We start from the raw sequence: 21,056 nt of genomic DNA, 5'->3' as shown, positions 1-21,056 counted from the left end.
GTATAACCTTTAAATGGTGAAATGCTTTTTAAGTACGGGATGCAGCAGCCTTCTGCCTTCGCTCAGTTGCCATTTGACCGTGCCTGGAGCGATCTGCAACTGTTTGGTAATGGCAGAGATATTGAAATGCTCCAGGTAAAAAAGGCTGAATACGGCCCTGGTGGCAGGGGGCAGCAGGTCGAGGTAATGATATACATCACGCCACTCCAGGTCTTCCAGGATATTGCCGGTGGGTATCTCCACCTCTTCTTCACTCACGGCAGCGACCGGTACTTTCACCGAAGTTTTTAGTTTATCCAGCGCGGTATTGCGCACCACCGTATATACCCAGTTGAACAAAGCACCTTTGTCGGGATGATAGTCTTTTAACCGGTTGAAAACTTTGAGCATGCCGTCATTCACCGCTTCCAGCACGGCATGGTCATCCTGGAAGAATTTTTTGCACAGGCAGAACATGGAAGGATAGAAGTGCCGGTAAAATTTCTCCTGCGCCAGGCGGTCGTCGCGCATACATCGTTCTATGATCTCATACTGATCCTCCAACACGAAATGATTTTTTGACAAGGTGTCGTTAATGATCGTACGCTCACACAGGGTGGAAGGTCCATCATCACCTGGTACCCATAAAAAAGACCGGGCAATGAGGTTCAGGCAAAAAGCCCTACATCAATGAACGGTCATACAACCAGGAAGGGTTGGGTAGATCGGAAAATAAATAGGCCGGGACTATTGGTCGGTATTGATTACGTAGGAAGAAAGGGGCAGTCGCAGGCTTTTGATGCTTTTGGCGGCCAGGCGGGCATATTGTTCGGCGCCGTATACGCACAAATGCGTATCGTCCTGTTTTCCCTCCGGCAATTTGGGAGTGACACCGGGTTGTACGTAGAGGTACAACTTTTTAGAGTCTTCCACACCCATTTTTTCCACCAGCTGGCCGGTAAGCTGCGTCATATCCACCAACGGAATATGCAGGCTGTCGGCCAGGGCCCGTACCACCGTTACATAATCACCATGGGTATCCTTCAGTTTGCCATCGGAACCAAAACTGCGACGAACAATCGAGGTAAAAAGAATAGGAAAAGCACCGCGGGCTTTCGTCTCTTTAGTATAGCGAATAAGATTGGCTTTGAACGAACTGTTGGCATCCGTATGCCTGGCGGTGTCGGGCTTCTGGTCGTTATGCCCAAATTGGATAAATACAAAATCTCCGGCTTCTATTTTCTGAAGGGCTTTATCCCAATGCCCCTCCGAACGAAAACTTTTCGAGCTCCTGCCGCTGCGGGCAAAATTATAAATCTCCACATCGTTCGAATAGTACGGGCGAGCCAACTGCATCCACCCTCTGCCCGGATAATTGTCTGCCGGTGAAGCCTCCGCCATGGTAGAGTCGCCAATGGAAATGATCCTGGTTTTCTTACCGGGCGCGATGAATGCAGCCAGTGCTACAAAAACAACAGCAAAAAGCAGGCAGGTAGCAATACGCATACGAAACAGTTTTCAGCAAGATAGGGGTACCCGTGTTAAAATGATCCATAAAAGTCCGGCAACGTTCTCGGCACCATTTCGAGAACGCTACCGGAGATAAACCCCTGTCCGGTGTATCGGAAAACAGAAATAAGGGCGTAGACTTGAAGGAACCAAAAAAAGACTGGTTATGGTTCAGGTTAAGGCATTGCTATTATCGCTGGCAACAGCGATCGGATACCACCATGCTTCCGCACAGGCTACCGCGTCCTGGCCGTTGACGGCGACCCAGCAGTCAACGGTCTCCGGCCAACTCTCAGCCGGTGCACAAACACTCACCGGACTTGTCGTTAACAATTACCTCTCCGCCAATGGAGGGCAACGCATACTGCCCGATGGCACCGGCGCGTGGCCTGCCGAAACGGGCTTCAACAACAGTCGCTACGTGGAATATACCGTAGCCCCCAACGGCGTAGCCAATTACTACATCAATACGATCGGCCTGTCACTAAGCTTCAATTCTTCTTCTGCAGGCCGGGCCCGTATCTGCTGGTCGGTAAATGGTACCACATTCAATGACCTGGCCGCCGCACAAACCCTGGTGTCTGGTAGCGTTCCCTCGGCACTTACCTACAGCGGACTGAATATCGCAGTGCCAGCCGGCAATACCTTTCGCCTGCGGGTATATCCCTGGACGACCACCGCGTTGACAGGCCGATACCTCGTTTCGAAAGATGTACAGATTGCCGGCATGACGGCTGATTCGCTGCAGGTCGCCTTCCCGGGTGCAGAAGGGGGCGGCCGTCATAGCAGTGGCGGCAGAGGAGGCAGCATTTACTATGTGACCAACCTCAACAACAGTGGCGCCGGCAGCTTACGCGATGCCGTGAGCCAGCCCAATCGTACCATTCTCTTCAAAGTGTCTGGTACCATCAACCTGCTATCGCCCCTTACAATGCAGCGCGACAATATCACCATTGCCGGGCAAACAGCCCCGGGAGATGGCATCTGCCTCGCCAACTATGGCGTACGCATCATGGCCAATAATATCATCATCCGTTATCTGCGCAGTCGTCCGGGTGATATCATCATCAATCCCGGCGATACGACCAAAGTGGTCGACGCGATGTACAACAGCTTCGGCAGTCCGGCCAGTAACCCCTACCGCAACATCATCATCGATCATTGTTCGCTGAGTTGGTCGACCGATGAGTTGGGGTCGTTCTATGCCATTGCCGATTTTACCCTGCAATGGAGCATGCTCAGCGAAGCCTTGTACCAATCCATTCACGACAAAGCCACACCGCACGGCTACGGAGGTATCTGGGGTGGACAAAATGCCTCCTTCCACCACAACCTCATTGCCCACAATGGCAACCGCAATCCGCGTTTCTCTGGCAGCGCAGCTACCGGGCAGCCGGAAAAAGAATACGTCGACTTCCGCAACAACGTCGTCTACAATTGGGTAGGCTCCGCCTACGGTGGCACAGGTGGTCAGCACAATATGGTCAATAATTATTACAAACCCGGGCCAGCTACCACCGGCAGTAGCAGTTGCGCTACGTCCAATCGCCGGCATCGGATCCTCTTGTACACAACCTATACCGTAACCGGTGGCGATACCACCCGAGGCGGTAAGTTTTACATCAAAGGGAATTACGTCGATGGCTATAGCTGTGTCATTGAAACCACCGACACGGCCACCAATAACTGGCGTTTTGGTGTACACCCCGATAGTTCGCCCGGTGCCGCGGTGGCCCTGGCCGCTGGCAAATCCGATACGGCCTTCCACATCGCACCCGTAATTACAGAAACAGCAGTGGCCGCTTTTGAATCCGTCACGGCCACTGCCGGCGCTTCCCTGCCACGCCGCGATACCGTCGACCGACGCATCATACACGAAACCCGTACCGGCACTGCTACCTATGGCGACAGCAGCTACCAGGCAGCAGGGATGGGTACCCCTTCCGGCATGATCGACAGCCAGAACAGCGTAGGGGGATGGCCGGTATTGTCGTCGACCACTTACGCCGACGATACCGATAACGATGGGCTTCCCAACTGGTGGGAAGCCATGGTTAAAGGCAACAACGATACACTCGGGGTCAATGCGAATGACTGGGCCATAAATGGATTTACACAATTGGAGAACTACCTAAATGGCGTTCAATCGCCCGATCAGCCCGTGGCATTCACAACCGTACAGGCTGCCATCGTGGGGGCAGACAGTGTTCGCCTGACAGTTCAGACCGATTGGGCCAAAGACCAGTTCCGGTTGGCCCTTTACCGTTCAACAGACAATGTGAACTTCACCAAACTCAGCGAGACGGATGCCAACATCAATACGGTGCGATATGCATTCGACGATTATGCAGCTCCTGCACAACAGCTCTATTACAAGATCGGCAGCCAGCGCATCGATGGTACGGGTAGCACGGTATTCAGCGCTACGCAATCGGTGAACAACGCCCACGAATTGCTTACCACAAAACCGGTACTGCAATCCGCTGTACACGCAGTTGCCGGCGAGGCGGCGATACCGGCACTCACCGTTTATCCCAATCCTGCCGGGAAACAGTTGTTTGTAAAGCACCAACCCGCTGCCGTACAGGCCCGCATCCGTATCTTCACCATCACCGGTAACCAGGTAGCTGAGCAAGCAGTGCCTGCAGGCCGTGATCGCACCAGCATCAACATAGACCAGTTGTTGCAAGGGACCTATGTACTTATTTTCCGGAATGGACAACAGCAGGAAAAAACCGTGTTCGTCAGACAATAATGGCAGCCTGAAATACCGAGAACGTTACCGCGAATAAACCAGGCCATTCTACCTCCTCCTATTGAATATCTGATTAAACTTGTTATTCACCACTAACTCTTGAATTATGAGGTATTTGGAACATTATGCCTGCGTACGAATGCTTGCTTGCCACCGGTGGTTAAGTGGTGTCCTGTTACTGCTTGCCTGCTTGCTCCACCCAATGCTTACCATCGCGCAAACGCCAACGACCGTTAAAGGCGTTGTTACATCCGCCGAAGACAATAAACCCATCGCTGGTGTCACCGTGAAAATCAAGGGCGGCACGACCTCCGCACTAACCGATCAGCAAGGCGCCTTCACCATCAAGGCGGATGGAACCAACACCGTACTGGTATTTTCGCACGCGGGTTTTACCACCCTGGAAGAAGCGGTAAAAGGAAGAACGGAACTCTCCATCCAATTGGCCATCGATATCAAAGAGATTGAGGATGTGGTGGTAATAGGTTATACCACCGTGAAAAGAAAAGACCTCACTGGTGCCGTCTCCTCCGTCGGGGCCAAACAGCTGCGCGATGTACCCGTCAATTCCGTAGCCGAAGCCCTGACCGGTCGCCTCGCCGGTGTTCGCATCACCAGTGCGGAAGGACAGCCCGGTTCCGATTTTTCCATCAGGATCCGTGGCGGCGGCTCCATTACTCAAGACAATTCGCCACTCTATATCATCGACGGCGTACAGGTAGAAGATGGCTTTGCCGGCTTGTCACCGCAAGACATAGAATCAGTCGATGTTTTGAAAGATGTTGCGTCTACAGCCATCTATGGCGCACGCGGCGCCAATGGCGTGGTGATCATCACCACCAAAAGTGGAAAAGAGGGCAAAACAAAATTGACCTACAATGGCATGGCGGGCATCCGCCAGTTGCCCCGGTCGCTCAAACTCCTGAGTCCTTCCGATTTTATCAGCTACCAGTTTGAACGCAGCCGGTTTACCAACGAAGAAACCAATGCTTTCACCACCCTGTATGGCGATGATCTGGAACGCTACAAAACAATACCAGCCGTAGATTGGCAGGATAAAATATTCGGCCGCAACGCCCTCATGCAAACCCACAATGTGGGGCTGTCGGGCGGCAACAAAACAACACAGTTCAACCTCAGCTTTACGCACAATGAGGAAGATGGTATTATGATCAACTCGGGCCTCAAGCGAACCCTGTTCAACTTCAAGCTCGATCACAAGGCAAATAATAAATTACGCGTAGGACTAAACTTTCGCTATAGCCGCGAAAACATCACCGGGGCCGGCTCTTCCGACGAAGGCGGATCTACCTACAATGGATTGCGTCATACGGTCAAGTACCGTCCTTTCATGCTGGAAGAAGGCAATGTCGAGGTGGTAGATGACGAAGATTACTACGATGCTACCAATACCGGCAATGGGCTGGGCATCATCAACCCCATCCTGCTCAACAATGCACAGTGGCGCGAAAGAAGGACCGAGGTAGTAAACATTGGCGGATACCTCAACTACGCCATCAGCAAGCAGTTCTCCTTCCGGTCAACGGTTGGGGTAGACCGAAATACGCAAGACAGACGCTCTTTCGACGGTAGCATTACCTCCAATGCACGCCTCAACGGAGCCTCACTGCCCCTGATCTCGATGATCGAGTTGCCCCGCACCTCCTTCAACAATTCAAACGTACTGACCTTCAAACATACAGCGGGCAACTCCCGACTCTCTGTAATGGCGGGACAGGAACTGTATACCACCAACACCCACAGGGAAGAAAGCAGGCTGCGCTATTTCCCCGAATCGGTGACCCCGGAAAAAGCCTTTGGCCAGTTGAGTCTGGGATCAACGGTGCCACTGTATCCACAGTCGCGTATTACAGAAAGCGCCCTGCTGTCTTTCTTCTCCCGGGCTGATTATGATTTTGACGGGAAATATATTGCGAGTGTCAGCATCCGGGCAGATGGTTCCTCCAAATTTGCCGAAGACCAGCGTTGGGGATATTTCCCCTCGGCTTCGCTCGCCTGGCGCATCTCCAAAGAATCCTTTATGGATAAAATGACCTGGCTGTCCGATCTCAAACTGCGGGCGAGCTACGGACAGGCAGGAAATAACCGCATCGATGATTACCTCTACCTCAATACCTATTCAGCCACGGTGCAATATCCGCTCAATGAAGGACTCAATCCCGGCTATGTAGCCAATAGTTTGGCCAACAGCCGCCTCAAATGGGAAACCACTGTGTCGAGGAACATTGGCCTCGATGTCGCCCTCTTCAACAACCGCATCCAGTTAACGGCAGACGCCTACAAGAATACCGTGCATGATCTGCTCATTCCGATTCGCATCCCAGTCAGTTCCGGACAGATCGAACAATTGCAGAATGTAGGAACCACCTCCAATACAGGAATTGAACTCAACCTTAGTGCAGCCATCGTGCAGGCAAAGAGTTTTTCCTGGAACAGCAATTTCAATATCGCCTTCAACCGCAACAAAGTGGAGAAACTGACAGGTTATCTCGATTACTTCTATGCCAGTTCGGGTTTTGGTATTTCGGGCCAGCCGGCAGATTTTATCGTGAAAACAGGGTCCCCGGTAGGCTCCATGTATGGGTATGTAAATGATGGTTTCTACACCGTCAATGACTTCGATTACGATGTGGCTACCACTACCTATACCCTGAAGAAAGGGGTGACCGATGTCGGCGGAGCAATCGGGATCGCCCAACCCGGCTGGATGAAGCTCAAAGACCTCGATGGCAACGGCATCATCGATGAGAGCGATAAGACCATCATTGGTAATGCTACGCCCAAATTCGAAGGAGGCTGGTTGAACCAGTTCAATTACAAAAACTTCGACCTCAGCATATTCGTCAACTTTGTATATGGAAATACCATCTACAACGCCAACAAGATTGAGTTTACCAACGCTTATTCCCGCCACACCAATATGCTCGAGATCATGAAGGACCGCTGGCGTACCGTGGATGACGCGGGTGATATCGTACAGCGCGTAACGACAGTTGGTGGCAAACAAGTGGTGACCGGCGTGGCGCCCGACCTACTGGCGGAACTGAACAAGAATGCACAGATCTGGCAACCCATCGCCGGTGCTGGGGCCTTCTATCCGACCTCCTGGGTCATGGAAGACGGCTCCTTCCTGCGCCTCAACAACATTACCCTCGGATATGCCTTCCCGCAAAGCCTTTTGAAGAAAGCAAAGATGGGTAACCTGCGTGCTTATGTCACGGTCAATAACATTGCCGTACTTACCGGCTACAGTGGCTACGATCCGGAAGTGAATGCACGAAGGCAAACACCGCTAACGCCTGGTGTCGATTATTCGGCCTATCCAAGAAGCCGTGCCTTCTTCTTCGGTCTCAATCTTTCCTTATAATGCAAATCTGAACCAATGAACACACTTTCCCTATATCGCACTGCAGCAGCCTGGATCACCGCCGGTGCCTGCTTGTTCATCACCACCACCTCCTGCAAGAAGCTGCTCAACAAAGAACCTAAGTCGGCCTTTGATGAAGAATATGTATTCAATAGTGTAGCCAATGCTACGTCGGCGGTAATGGGCGCCTATGAAGCCGTTACCGGGTTGCAGGGCTATGGCAGCCGTCTGAGCCTCATGTATCCCTACGATACCGACGAAATGATCGGGGTGACCAATACCTCGGCGCCCGACAACAGTTCACGCGATCTCTCCCGGTACAACTACCGGTCAACGAATGCACAACTACCCGGCCCTTTCCAGCTGCTCTATGTGGGCATCGAACGCGCCAATACCTGCATCAAGAACATCCCGGGTATGCAGCAGTACACGGGTGGCAGCGCGCTGGAACAGCAACAACTAAAACGCCTGCAGGGTGAAGCGCTGACACTGCGCGCCTTGTATTACCTCGAACTGATCCGCAACTGGGGCGATGTGCCGGCACAGTTTGAACCTTCCATCGACCAGGTCGACCTGTTCCTGCCCAAAGCAGACAGGGACAGTATTTACGATCGGCTACTCGCTGATCTCAAAACGGCTGCGGACCTCGTGCCCTGGCGCAATGAAGCCGGTGTGAACATCGATGAGCGGATCACGAAAGCGGCGGTGAAAGGATTGCGTGCCCGTATTGCGCTCTTCCGGGGTGGTTACTCGTTACGCCGTGGTTCCAACCAAATGGAACGGCGGTCCGACTTCCCGACTTATTATAAGATCGCCCGCGATGAATGCTTCGATATCATGCAGCGCCGCGATATTCATACCCTCAATCCCAGCTTTCAGTCAGTCTTCAAAGATGGTCTCGACTCGTACAAAATAGACCCCTTCGGCGAGGTGATCTTTGAACTGGCCATGGCCAAGGGACTTACGGGTAATCTTGGATATTACGATGGGCCACGCTTCTATGTAGAAGGTAATTCTGGTCAGCTCGGCAATAGTTCTATCCGGATCGTGCCTACGTATTTTTATTCCTTTGATTCGCTCGACCAGCGCCGCGATGTGACGACGGCGCCCTATTACAACAACGCCGATAAAACCAAGACCTTGCAGACGCTGGTCAACATGACCAGTGGAAAGTTTCGGGCCGACTGGATCAATCCGGCGCCCACCTCTACTACCCAGCAACTGGGCATCAACTGGCCTTTGCTGCGTTTCTCGGATGTGTTGCTGATGTTCGCGGAAGCGGAGAATGAATTAAACAATGGGCCTACCCCCGCTGCCACAGCGGCCTATGAAGAAGTCAGGAAGAGAGGGTTTGGGGCCAATGCGGGTAACATCGGTGCCACACCCACCGATAAGGCTGCCTTCTTTACGGCTATTGTAAACGAGCGGTTCTGGGAATTTGGCGGAGAAGGGATTCGTAAATACGATCTCATCCGCTGGAACCTGCTCGCACAGAAGATCGAAGAGACCAGGGCCAACTATACGAAGCTATTGAACCGGCAGGCACCCTATGATAAAGTGCCCCAGCACATGTTTTACAAGACGGGCTCCGCCACCATCGTCTATGGTAATTCGTTGTACAAAGCATCACCATCGGCGATCAGTGGATTTACCCGCATCAACTGGGTAGCGTCTATTACCAGCGCCTGGGTCACCAATGTGGCGCAATTGTTTACGCCCAATAAAGGAGAGCTGATGCCCATACCGCAATCGGCCATCGAGTCCAACTACCGTCTTTCGCAAGACTACGGATATTAAGATCTGTCACTACCGAAAACGAAGACGGCCGTCCAAACTGGGCGGCCGTTGATTTTTTGCAGGTGGTTCTCCTGTGCATTTGTCATCAAACGGGTACTTATGACCAACAGTGAACCGGCCCACACCTGATCGGTACAGGCCAGTCCTTAAAAACTACAATACTTTTTCGCCCGCTGGCTGCAGCAACGAAGCTGAAGCGCTATCGAGATAGTACGCGCAATCCGCATGTTCGCGCAGAATACTGGCCGGGAATTGATTACTGATCTCACGCTCGAGGCAGTTGCGTACCGCAGTAGCCTTTCTTTCATCCGGTACAGAACAGATGATCGCTTTCGACTTCATGATCTGGCGTACCGACATGCTGATCGCTTGTTTCGGAACGTCATCGATCGTCGCAAACCAACCTTCGGCAAATTGCTGGTTGCGGCATTGGGCGTCGAGGTTCACGACGATATAAGGAGCAGGAGTAGCGAAGTCGGCGGGAGGATCGTTGAAGGCCAGGTGTCCATTTTCGCCAACACCGACCAGCGCTATATCGATGGGGTGTTCGGTGATCAGCTTGCCCAGGCGGTTGCACTCTGCCTCGATATCGGCCGCCTCGCCGTTCACGAGATAAGCGGCTTTCAGCGGAGCTACCTTGTCCAGGAAACGCTCCTGCAGGTATTTGCGGAAACTGGCGGGGGCCGTCACCGGCAGTCCTATGTATTCGTCGAGGTGAAACATCACCACCTTACTCCAATCGATATCGGTTTGATCGATCAGGTAACGCAGGGTTTCAAACTGACTCGTACCGGTGGCCAGGATCACATTGGCCTGTCCTTTTTCGGCGATCACCGTTCGGATACGGTCAGCAGCATCCTTTCCCGCGGCTGCGCCAAGCGCTGCCGGAGTTTCTTTTACAACAATCTTCATGTTACGCGGAGATTATAGGTTTAATAATTGTTTTAAACGATCACTTTGGTACTGCCGGCTTGGGTGAGTAAAATGTCTACCGGATTATTGGTTTTCCAGGCGCCCCGGGTAAAATCAGGTACATCGATCGAGTTGGAACGATGGGCTACCGACCATTCACTCAGCGGGCCGATGCAGCTCCATGCCGCCGCATCATATACATCCATGTCCACGGGCAGACCGTTGCGCAGGCAGTCGATGGTACGCCAGTCCATCAGGAAGTCCATGCCGCCGTGCCCACCAAACTTGCGGGCAATATCACCCATTAAGTTGGTGATGGCCGGTTGGAATTTTTTCTTCAGTTCATCCAGTTCGGCTTCCTTCATCCAGTCATCACCTACGGCAATGCGTTCGGGCAACGGATATTTCTGGGCCATCGCTTTTGTGCCGCTTACGAGGTGCAGGCGGGAGTAGGGCCGTGGTGTGGTCACATCATGTTGTATCATGATCGAGCGGCCCTTGGCGGTCTTCACTACGCTGGTATTCATATTGCCCCGGAAATGTCGGTTGGCGTAGGGAGCATAGGTAGCCTTGTCTTTTTCCAGCAGTTCCTTTTCCATCGCACCCATCATGAAATCATTGCTCTGCAGCGACACCAGGTAATCCATCTTGTCGCCGCGGTTCAGGTTCATGATCTGACTTACAGGCCCAAGACCATGGGTAGGGTAGAGATTGCCATTGCGTTTGCTGTTCTCTTCCAGTCGCCAGAGCTTATAGTATTTGTCTTTCGAGAAATTGCCGGCTGCCAGATCATGGATATACGCGCCTTCGCAATGCACGATATCCCCAAAGAAACCCTGACGGGCCATATTGAGGGTCAGCATCTCGAAGAAGTCATAACAGCAATTCTCGAGGATAATGCAATGTTTCTTCGTTTTTTCAGACGTGTTCACCAACTGCCAGCATTCCTCGATGGTCTTGGCAGCAGGTACTTCCACGCACACATGTTTGCCATGCTGCATCGCATACACGGCCATCGGCGTGTGCAGCGCCCAGGGCGTAGCAATGTAGATGAGGTCGATATCGTTGCGGTCGCACATTTTCTTCCAGGCATCCTCCTGGTCTGTGTAAAAGGTGGGCTGATGACCCGGGCGCATATCTTTGGCCGCACCCTGGGCTTTTTCCGGCCGCAGGTCGCAGATACCTTTTACCTCCACGCCTTCGATAAATGACATACGACGTACCGCAGCCTTTCCCCGGTTGCCCGTACCGATAAAACCAATGCGGACAGTATCCAGTTTGGGCGCCGCAAACCCACACATATTGAAGACGGCTGGTTGGCCCTCCTCGGCATAAAACGTGTCGATCGCCTGCTCTGCACCCAGTACGCCCGAAAAGCCGCCGCTGGCCAGCCCGGCACCCAGGGCGCCTGATAGTTTGAGAAAATTCCTGCGCGTATTGTTCATCAGTAAGTCATTTAACCTCCAAATGTATCAATTCACACCGTCGGAAGGACGGGCAACAGCGAATAAATGACCGATAACGTTCTCGCTTATTTATCGGGTCCGCAGGGCTGGCAACAGCCCGATAATCCATAATTTAGAAATCGGCACAATAACAGGTTTCGATCCCCAAAAACGTACTCATCAACATGCAACAACAGGCTACTGGCGATATTGCTTTGCTCTCCCGGCGCGACACCATGATCTCCATGCTCATCATCGGTGTGCTCTTCTTTATTTTTGGTTTCGTTTCCTGGATCAACGCTATCCTCATCCCCTATTTCAAGATCGCCTGCGAGCTGACCAACTTTCAATCCTACCTCGTCGCCTTTGCCTTTTACATATCGTATTTGCTCATTTCCGTTCCGTCTTCTTTTCTGCTCAAAAAGATCGGGTTCAAGAAAGGCATTATGATTGGCTTCTGGATCATGGCCGTCGGCGCCTTCATTTTTGTGCCCGCCGCTTTTTTCCGTACCTACTGGATCTTCCTGGTAGGCTTGTTCTCACTGGGCGCCGGGTTGGCAGTACTGCAAACGGCTGCCAATCCCTACATCACCATCCTGGGTCCAATAGAGAAGGCGACACAACGATTCAGCATCATGGGCATCTGCAACAAAGGCGCGGGCATCATTGCGCCGATCATCTTTGCAGCCATTATCCTGCGCTCGACCGATGCGGAGCTGTTTAAAAGTATTCCGTTGATGGCAGAGGCCGAACGGGCCCAGACCCTCGACCAGCTGATCAGAAGGGTAGTGGTACCCTATTCCATTGTTGGCAGTGTGTTATTCCTCCTCGGCGTGATGGTGCGTTATTCACCCCTGCCCGAGATCGATACGGAAAAAGAATCGGCCTCGGTGGCCGAGCAGAACCAGGGTAAGACCAGCATCTTCCAGTTCCCCTACCTCATACTGGGCGCCATTGCCATCTTTGTGCACGTAGGTACACAGGTCATCGCCATCGATACCATCATTGGTTATGCCGGTTCCATGGGGCTCACCTTGCTCGAAGCCAAAACATTTCCTTCCTATACTTTATTCGCCACCATCACCGGGTATTTCATCGGCATCTGGATCGTGCCCCGGTTCGTAAGCCAGCTCACCGCCTTCCGTTTTTGTGTGATCCTCGGACTGGTACTTACCTGTTTCATTGTGCTGACCCACGGCAAGGTGAATATCCTTGGTCACGAAACGGATATCTCTATCTGGTTTGTTGTATTGCTGGGCCTGGCCAATTCACTCGTATGGCCAGGTATCTGGTCGCAGGCCCTGCGGGAGTTGGGGCGCTTTACCAAACTAGGTGGCTCCATCATGGTCATGGGCCTCTGTGGCAATGCCATCCTGCCCCTGCTCTACGGTTATTTTGCCGATAAATTTCACGTACGTGACGCCTATTGGGTACTGGCTCCCTGCTATGCCTACCTTATTTTTTATGCATTCCGTGGATACCGGTTGAAAAAGTGGAACTTTAAACAGACAAACGGGAATGCCCCCTATGCAAAAGCTTAAAATATTCAACGGCACAGTGCTGACGCCCCGCGGCCGGCTTCGAGATGGTATCGTGTATGTCGAAAACGGGAAGATCGTGGAGGTGAGCGACCGGCATACAGACGCAGCGGATTATACATCAGTCGACGCAGCCGGTAAGTATATTACGCCCGGCTTTATCGATATACACGTGCACGGTGGCGGCAATGCGGATTTCATGGATGCCACCCCCGAAGCCTTTATACAGATAGCTGCTACCCATGCACGCCATGGTACCACGAGCATGACGCCCACCACCCTCACGGCCGAAGCAAGCGGACTCTACAAGACGCTCGACGCGTACGACATGGTAAAGGGGATGCAGTACCTGGGAGCTGATCTCATCGGTATGCACCTCGAAGGTCCTTACTTCGCGCTCAACCAGCGTGGTGCCCAGGATCCGAGATACATCCGGAATCCTGATCCCGCCGAATACCGCGCTATACTCGATTATTCACCGCATATTGTACGCTGGAGCGCTGCGCCTGAACTGCCGGGAGCCATCGAGTTTGGACGATATATCAAAGAGCGCGGCATCTTGCCCGCCATCGCCCATACAGATGCCTTGTACGACGATGTGGTAAAGGCACGCGCAGTAGGTTATACCCTGGCTACACATTTTTATTCGGCCATGTCGGGCGTTACGCGCAAAGACATGCGCCGTTATGCCGGCGTGATCGAATCGGTATACCTCCTGGATGATATCGATGCAGAGATCATAGCAGATGGTGTACACCTGCCCGCCGCCCTGCTGCAACTTATCATCAAGGTGAAAGGGATCGCACATACCGTCCTCATCACTGATGCCATGCGGGCGGCGGGGATGCCGCCCGGCAAAAGCATACTGGGGCCGCTGGAGGGCGGATTGGAAGTGCTCGTAGATGAAGAGGTGGCCATGTTGCCCGATAGAACCTCCTTTGCCGGCAGCATCGCCACCGCCGACCGCCTGATACGTACCATGCTCCGCCTGGCCGGTGTCTCATTGGAGGATGCCGTAAAAATGATGACAGAAAATCCTGCCCGCGTAATGGGGATAGCCGATACAAAGGGTGCGCTCACAAAAGACCGCGACGCAGATATCATTATCTTCGACGACAACATCAACATCGATACAACGATCGTAAAGGGACACACCGTCTACACCACACAAACCGCAGCAGTATGAAACCATATACAAGAAGAGCCTTTCTCGGAACCGGTGCGCTGGCCCTGACCGGTACAGCCTTAGCAGCGGGCATGCCGGCCTGGATGCAAGCCGGTGCAGCAACACCCGTTAAAATAGGATTGATCGGCTGCGGCACCCGTGGTGGCGGTATTGCCCGCCTGCTGAAGAACGTGCCCGGCTTGCAACTCGTTGCCTGCTGCGATACCTATGAGCCCAGCCTTACCAAAACAATGGCTCTGGCTGCACCTGGCGCCCAATCCTACAAAGACCACAAAGCCCTGCTCGCGAATAAGGAGATAGAAGCAGTGATCATCGCCACTCCGCTGTACCTGCATTATCCCATGGCCATCGATGCACTCAATGCCGGCAAGCATGTATACCTCGAAAAGTCGATGACCTACTCCATACCACAGGCTATTGAACTGGAGAAAGCTGTCAGAAAGCAAAAGAAAGTATTGCAGGTCGGCCACCAGTACCGGTACTACGCGCTCTACCACCGGGCAAAGGAAGTGATCGACGCGGGATGGCTGGGGGAAGTCACACAGTTTGAATGTCAGTATCACCGCAACTCCAACTGGCGTTTCCCCGTACCCGAACCGTCGATGGAGCGGGCCGTGAACTGGCGTATGTATAAACAATATTCCGGTGGACTGATGGCCGAGCTCTGCGCGCACCAACTCGACATGGTCAACTATATGCTCGATAAACATCCCCTCAAAGTAATAGGTATGGGCGGTATCGACTACTGGAAGGATGGACGGGAGACCTGGGACAATATCCGTACGATCTTTCAATACCCCGGTGGCGTAAAAGCTACTTTCTCTTCCATATTGTCCAACGCGTTCCGTGGTTATTCCATTCGTGTGCTCGGCACTAAAGCCACCCTCGAGATACAACGGGAAGAAGCATTCCTGTATGCCGAAGGGGCGAAGAAAGCAACAGGCGTGGTCGATGGCGTTACCGGTGCTACCGTGTCCAACTGGTCGCAGGGTGATGCCGTGCCCTTGAAGTTCGACAACAAAGGCATCGATGAACCTACCACCTCGGCCCTGATTGATTTCGCGGTTTGTATCCGGGAGGGCAAACAGCCAGCCTCCAACGTGACCACCGGTAAAATAGCCGCCATTGGTGTACACATGGCCAATAAGGCCATCGAAACAGGTACTACGCAAATATGGAAACCTGAGTATGGTATTAACCCCTCTTTGTAGAATCTCCGATAAATAAAGTGCCGGGAAGAGTAATCTCTTCGGGGATAAAATTTTTCTTGCCAATATGCTTGAGCAGCAGCTCACAGCTTTTTCGCCCGATCTCGAAGGCGGGCTCTGCCATCGTAGTCAGCGTTGGCGTGATGAGTTTAGAAACCGGGTCACCCGTAAAGCCAGCTACACCGATCTCAGGACCGATGGCAATACCATGCTTTTTGAGGGTAAGCATACAGCCGATGGCTTTGCGGTCATTGGCGGCAAAGATAGCATCTGGTCTTTCAGGTAAAGCCAGCAGGCGTTCAGCATCCTGCTCACCTTCCTCCTGCGAAAAGCCGGAAAAAAGTACCCATTCTTCCCGGATGGGCAACTGGTGTTTTTCCAGCGCTGCGAAATAGCCCCGCAGTCGTTGGGCGCTCATGGCCAGTCCCACTGGCCCGGATACATGGGCGATCTTCCGGTAGCCTTGCTCGATCAGGTGTTCAACAGTCGCAAAAGCGCCATTGAAATCATCCTGCATCACTTTAGAAGTATAAATATTGGTCGCCACCCGGTCAAAGAAAACGACGGGCACCCCCTCTTTGATCACTTCCTGGAAATGAGCAGACGTTTCAGCCGCAGACGAAGTAGAGACCAATAAACCATCCACACTGGTCAGCGACAGGTTGTGCAGAATATCCAGTTCCCGTTCGGGCGAATCATCCGTCAGGTAGAGGATGATATGATAACCTTTCTCCAGGGCTACCTGCTGAATACCGGTAATGGCAGTAGAGAAATAATAGTTGGTAACGCGGGGCAGCAGGATGCCGATATTATGGGTGCTGCCCTTGGCAAGACCCGTCGCGTTGAAATTAGGCTTGTAATGCAGTTTGGCCGCCATGGCCAGCACTTTATCCCTGGTCTCTTTACTTACATCATAGGTGTCACGCATCGCCCGGGAAACGGTAGATACGGATATGTTGAGTTCACGTGCAATGTCCTTGATCGTCACAAAGTGTGGCATGAAGCGCTGATTTGACAAACCCACCCTCAGGGGCAGAAAAACTAAAGATAGGAATTGTTATATTTAGGACAGTCGAAACGGGTGTGCTTTGTTTCCGGGACCTTGGGGAACCCGCTAAAGTGACATCACCAGTGAACTGACTCGCACAGCCAAATCTTCAAGCCATGAATAAAACAAAACTCTTGCTCCTGCTTGCTTGCCTACCCATGTCTCTGTGGGCCCAGGCCGACAGATCCACACAGCTTAAAAACAGGTTAAAAGGGATTGATACGCTCGTGCAGCGTGTGATGAGCGATTGGAAAGTTCCGGGTATTGCCATCGCCGTCGTATATAAAGACCAGCTCTTATATACGCAGGGATTTGGTTACCGCGATCTGGAAAACAAGTTGCCCGTTACGCCACACACCGTTTTTCACATAGCATCCTGTTCAAAAGCATTCACCGCCATGTTGGTGGGCATGGCTGCCGATCAGCAGCTACTCGATATCGGCAAGCCGGTGCGGGACTATTTTCCGGAGCTGGCATTTTATACACCGCAGCTTACCAGCGATGTCACGGCAAAAGACATGTTGCTGCACCGCACCGGCCTCCCCCGACACGATTGGGCCACCCATGCCAAAGATCCCTTGCCGATGGATACAGTGATCCGTCGGATCCGCTACCTGCCGCCTTCCAAAACCTTTCGCGACGAAGTACAATACAACAACCTGCTGTATATGGCACTCGGCGAACTAACCAGTAAAGTCACCGGAAAATCCTGGGAAAGCCTGATACAGGAAAAGATATTCATACCCCTGCAGATGGAGGAAAGCAGTGCCGCTTTCAATAAACTATACGACAGCAAGGAATACAGCAAGGGCTACACGCTACGCGCCGATACATTCGCTACCTGGGGGCCACCAAAGGAGGGAGCCAATGCAGCTGGAAGCCTCAATGCATCGGTATGGGACATGAGTCATTGGTTGATGGCATGGATTAACAACGGTGTCTACAAGGGTTTGCAGGTACTACCGGCCAGGTTTGTACGCGAAGCATCGATGCCGCAGATGAGTACACCGTCACGGCCCAATCCCAACTTTCCGGCCTACCCCGATCATCTCTTCGGTGATCTCGGTTATGGATGGAATATACATGCCTATAGAGGTCATTTCCAGGTAGAGCACAGTGGAGACCTGCCCTTGTTTTCCAGCAATACGGCCTTTTACCCCACAGATAGCATCGGTATAGTAGTGCTCGCCAATAAATTCAATGCAACCGTGCCGGAACTGATCAGTTATAGCCTTGCCGACCGGCTGCTGGAATTACCCTACAAAGATTGGAATGGTTTGTTGTGGCGGCGGCAACATCCGGTCACCACACAAAATGCGCAAGCTGCATCCGCCAGCCCCGCACCGGCACCTGCCATGACATGGCCCCTGCAATCTTATGCCGGCACTTACTACCACCCTGGCTATGGATTTATCAAGCTTGCCCTGGTGGATGGAAAACTGGTGGCCACCCACAATGAAGCAACGTTTACCTGCAAACCCGCCGGCAACAATACCTTCAAAGCCGACGTGCCCGGCGGCACACTGACAGCTACCGAAGATGCACAAGGGCGTGTCATCGCCTTAAGCGGTTTGTTTTATGACGTGCCGGAACGCATCGTATTTGTGCGCCAGCCCGGCAAATAAAGCGTGGTGCCTGTTGCCTGTCTTGCCCTTTCCCGTACCGGGTAAGCGCTTAACCGCAACCCTTTGCAACAGGGCGACAAATGTCATGACATTTTATGCAGTAGTTGGAAAAGGCCTGGTGGTGACCGTACATTTGCACCGTTTCAACCTGGTTGTGCAGGTGCCGTACCCCAGGCGTTCCCGTACCCATCCCGTACCGTTCCCGTATCGAACCCGTATAGATAGCTCAATGTTTAAAACGAGTCCATTTTCACTAAAAACGGACGGGGTAGATATGCCGGGTTACAACGGGAAAGGACAAAAACAAGTAGTTGAGCATGGCCGGAAGGGTGCCGCTCCCTACTCGCTTCCGTACCGCTCCCATGGCGCTCCCATGGCGCTCCCATGGAAGTGTAATGAAAATAGCACAACTTTTCTAAATCAATCTCTTGCACCAAAAGCGATAGGGCGGCTCGTGTAAGTTCCATCAATAGTGATTCATCACAACCGGTAGAAGCCTTGTTCGTAGCATAGGATCGTCACGACACGATAGGTGCTGCCGGTAGTATTGCCCGGGGTGGACACTCACATGCCCGGGTTACAACACGATATTGTTGCGTGGTTGCAGGGCCGGTGGCAGGTCGGTTTCACCCAGCATCTCCAGCATATCGATCTCTGCCGCACGGCTCATTTGAGAAATAGGAATGCTGTTCGCGCTGCCCTCAAAAGGGTTCTCGGTACTCGCACCTACCTGTTCCAGGGATGTATAGACCCAGGAGATCAGCGCACTGAAAGGGATCGCCAGCCAAACCATATGACCTTTCAGCAGGCCCGTTACATGTTGATCCAGCGCCGCGAATTCTTCCAGCAAGGCAAAGGGCAACAGCAAGGCAAAGAGTTGCACGAAGAGCCGGTTGATGGTCGCATATTGACGGGGATAAGGAAAGTTCTTGATGCGCTCGCTTTTACCCTGGTGACCGGTGAATTCCCGCAGCGCCGCATGCATGTCGAGAAACCGGAAATGTTCGAGATAACCTTGTTCATTGAACTCCTTCAGCCTTTCACCTTGCAGGCTCAGCAATTGGGTAGCCCGGTTGTTACCCGACCATATCCGCGCAAGGTCGGCAGGTGAAAGGTATTTCGCCAGTTCCTGCTCCAGGGGTGTCTCATTTTCAGGAACCGTAAAGCGTTGCTGGTATTCTTTGTTGTACGATTTGTTCGAGCTTTCCCAGCCGCGGTGCGAGCGCAATTGGTAGCGCAGGGCCGTAAGCCAGGCCAGTTGGCGATAGATCAATTCCCTGCTCAAGGCTGGATCGTGCAGCAAATCCCGGCTCATCATAGCCCATGCGCGGCAGGCGCCGACGGCGCCACCCCATATCTGTCGGGCTTCCCAGGTACGGCTATACGATTGCGCATTTTTAAAGCCGACGATAAAAGCGGTGGCCGTGCCCAGCATGGCCACGACGGGCCAGGGTACCGTCAGCCAGTGCAGCCCAAACACCTCGTAGAGAACGGTCGGGATGGTGCCGATCAGCAACAGCCAACCAATACTTCGGCGGGTCCAATGGAGGAATTCAGCAAGCCCGTATGATTTGCCGGTATGCATTACAGCTGACCATTTAAGCGGTGGGGTAATTGATTTTTCAGGTATTCCAGCAATACGACGCCCTGCCAGTCGCCGGTGTACAGGTTGCCGTTGATGAAGAAGGAGGGCGTTCTGTTCACGCCACTCCGTACGCCACTTTCAAAATCGCTTTTCACTTTTCCGATAACGGCCGGCAATTGCAGGTCTTCTTTAAACCGATCCGTGTTCAATCCGATGGATCGGGCAAGCTGAACGATATTGCCCAACTCGAGCGAGTGCTGGTTTTCGAAAATGATATCGTGCATCTCCCAGAATTTACCCTGAAGCGCAGCCGCTTCCGCGGCAACAGCGGCGTCAAAGGCGTTGGGGTGCACCTTCGATAAAGGGAAATTCCGGAACCCGAAACGAAGGGCAGACCCCAATTGCTCCTGAATGTTTTTAATGATCGGGTACGCGCGCCCACAGTAGGGACATTGATAATCGCCATACTCAACCAGTTCGATGACGGCGTTTTCGTTGCCGTATACATGATCTTGCGGGCCTATCGATGGGGTAAGGAAGCTACTACTCATGGTTGGTTGTTTGTATGGATGGTTTCTAAAGCGGTCAGGATACCGTCGGCGCCGGGGTTGATGCCGATGGGGGAGAGATAGCTCCAGCGGATGATGCCGTCGCCATCGATCACGTAGAGCGCGCGCCGGCACTCACCGGTGCTTTCGTCGAAGGCATCGTACAGTTTGCTCACGGCGCCTTTCGGTTCGAAGTCGGCCAGTAAGGGGAAATAGAATCCGTGCTGTTCGCTGTAGGCGGCGTGGCTCCAGCGGCTGTCGACGGAGATGCCGATCAGTTGCGCCTGTTGCCGCGTGAAGAAAGTTTCCATCTCATTGTACAAACTCATCTGGTCACCGCATACCGGGCTCCAGTCGGCGGGATAAAAAGCTAGAATGACATTCTTACCACGCAGGTTGCTTAAACGCAGTCGGCTGTCGGGTGTCTGGTAAAGTTCAAAATCGGGAGCGGCAATGCCTGTAGTTAACATGTAAGCGTATTTAGCCTAAGGAAAGGCAAGCTATACGCCAAACAGTAAGATGCTAGGAATGAG

The 21,056-nt window shown here is 52.7% G+C and carries 15 protein-coding genes; 7 read left to right on the top strand and 8 right to left on the bottom strand.

The genetic code is table 11. The features are described from left to right. Positions 1-9: 9 nt before the first annotated feature. Positions 10-564, bottom strand: coding sequence for an RNA polymerase sigma factor (locus P2W70_RS05730; RefSeq protein ID WP_276480477.1), 555 nt, complete (start codon positions 562-564; stop codon positions 10-12). 162 nt (positions 565-726) lie between these two features. Further along, on the bottom strand, positions 727-1,485 hold the full coding sequence (locus P2W70_RS05725; RefSeq protein ID WP_276480476.1) for a rhamnogalacturonan acetylesterase: 759 nt from the start codon (positions 1,483-1,485) through the stop codon (positions 727-729). Between the two features lie 169 nt (positions 1,486-1,654). On the opposite strand from P2W70_RS05725, the gene P2W70_RS05720 reads away from it, so the two are divergent. The 3 genes from P2W70_RS05720 to P2W70_RS05710 all read left to right on the top strand — a co-directional run bounded on the left by P2W70_RS05720 (position 1,655) and on the right by P2W70_RS05710 (position 9,428). Beyond that, the gene (locus P2W70_RS05720; protein ID WP_276480475.1) at positions 1,655-4,243 is read left to right on the top strand and encodes a T9SS type A sorting domain-containing protein; all 2,589 of its coding nucleotides are present in this window, start codon (positions 1,655-1,657) and stop codon (positions 4,241-4,243) included. Positions 4,244-4,445: 202 nt separating this feature from the next. After that, positions 4,446-7,631, top strand: coding sequence for a SusC/RagA family TonB-linked outer membrane protein (locus P2W70_RS05715; protein WP_276480474.1), 3,186 nt, complete (start codon positions 4,446-4,448; stop codon positions 7,629-7,631). A gap of 15 nt (positions 7,632-7,646) precedes the next feature. Continuing rightward, on the top strand, positions 7,647-9,428 hold the full coding sequence (locus P2W70_RS05710) for a RagB/SusD family nutrient uptake outer membrane protein (protein WP_276480473.1): 1,782 nt from the start codon (positions 7,647-7,649) through the stop codon (positions 9,426-9,428). A gap of 153 nt (positions 9,429-9,581) precedes the next feature. On the opposite strand, the gene P2W70_RS05705 is transcribed toward P2W70_RS05710, so the two are convergent. Together P2W70_RS05705 and P2W70_RS05700 are read right to left on the bottom strand one after the other, a co-directional pair. Continuing rightward, positions 9,582-10,340, bottom strand: coding sequence for a glucosamine-6-phosphate deaminase (locus P2W70_RS05705; RefSeq protein ID WP_276480472.1), 759 nt, complete (start codon positions 10,338-10,340; stop codon positions 9,582-9,584). Between the two features lie 32 nt (positions 10,341-10,372). Continuing rightward, the gene (locus P2W70_RS05700) at positions 10,373-11,785 is read right to left on the bottom strand and encodes a Gfo/Idh/MocA family oxidoreductase (protein WP_276480471.1); all 1,413 of its coding nucleotides are present in this window, start codon (positions 11,783-11,785) and stop codon (positions 10,373-10,375) included. Between the two features lie 185 nt (positions 11,786-11,970). On the opposite strand from P2W70_RS05700, the gene P2W70_RS05695 reads away from it, so the two are divergent. From P2W70_RS05695 to P2W70_RS05685, 3 genes are read left to right on the top strand one after another with little or no spacing between them, the layout of a single operon-like run. Continuing rightward, positions 11,971-13,326 (top strand): sugar MFS transporter, encoded by a 1,356-nt coding sequence (locus tag P2W70_RS05695; RefSeq protein WP_276480470.1) that lies wholly within the window; start codon positions 11,971-11,973, stop codon positions 13,324-13,326. After that, a complete protein-coding gene (gene nagA / locus P2W70_RS05690) occupies positions 13,313-14,509 on the top strand; it encodes an N-acetylglucosamine-6-phosphate deacetylase (protein ID WP_276480469.1) in 1,197 nt (398 codons plus the stop codon). Before P2W70_RS05695 ends, nagA begins: the two co-directional genes overlap by 14 nt. Beyond that, complete coding sequence (locus P2W70_RS05685; RefSeq protein WP_276480468.1) at positions 14,506-15,720, top strand: Gfo/Idh/MocA family protein; 1,215 nt, start codon at positions 14,506-14,508, stop codon at positions 15,718-15,720. The genes nagA and P2W70_RS05685 overlap by 4 nt, the downstream gene beginning before the upstream one ends. Here P2W70_RS05685 and P2W70_RS05680 read toward each other — a convergent pair. Next, positions 15,704-16,717: a LacI family DNA-binding transcriptional regulator gene (locus tag P2W70_RS05680; RefSeq protein WP_276480467.1), complete on the bottom strand. Its 1,014-nt coding sequence runs from the start codon at positions 16,715-16,717 to the stop codon at positions 15,704-15,706. The genes P2W70_RS05685 and P2W70_RS05680 overlap by 17 nt on opposite strands. A gap of 164 nt (positions 16,718-16,881) precedes the next feature. Here P2W70_RS05680 and P2W70_RS05675 point away from each other — a divergent pair, with 164 nt between their 5' ends. Then, positions 16,882-18,390, top strand: a complete 1,509-nt coding sequence (locus tag P2W70_RS05675) for a serine hydrolase (RefSeq protein WP_276480466.1) — start codon at positions 16,882-16,884, stop codon at positions 18,388-18,390. A 577-nt stretch (positions 18,391-18,967) separates the two neighbouring features. On the opposite strand, the gene P2W70_RS05670 is transcribed toward P2W70_RS05675, so the two are convergent. From P2W70_RS05670 to P2W70_RS05660, 3 genes are read right to left on the bottom strand one after another with little or no spacing between them, the layout of a single operon-like run. After that, positions 18,968-19,975: a bestrophin family protein gene (locus P2W70_RS05670; RefSeq protein WP_276480465.1), complete on the bottom strand. Its 1,008-nt coding sequence runs from the start codon at positions 19,973-19,975 to the stop codon at positions 18,968-18,970. Further along, entirely contained in the window at positions 19,975-20,526 is a 552-nt protein-coding gene (locus P2W70_RS05665; protein ID WP_276480464.1) for a DsbA family protein, read from the bottom strand. The genes P2W70_RS05670 and P2W70_RS05665 overlap by 1 nt, the downstream gene beginning before the upstream one ends. After that, positions 20,523-20,993, bottom strand: coding sequence for a redoxin domain-containing protein (locus tag P2W70_RS05660; RefSeq protein ID WP_276480463.1), 471 nt, complete (start codon positions 20,991-20,993; stop codon positions 20,523-20,525). Before P2W70_RS05660 ends, P2W70_RS05665 begins: the two co-directional genes overlap by 4 nt. Positions 20,994-21,056: the final 63 nt, after the last annotated feature.

Source organism: Paraflavitalea pollutisoli, assembly GCF_029360705.1.
Taxonomy (GTDB): Bacteria; Bacteroidota; Bacteroidia; order Chitinophagales; family Chitinophagaceae; genus Paraflavitalea; species Paraflavitalea pollutisoli.
This window is presented reverse-complemented; position numbering and strand designations above follow the sequence as displayed.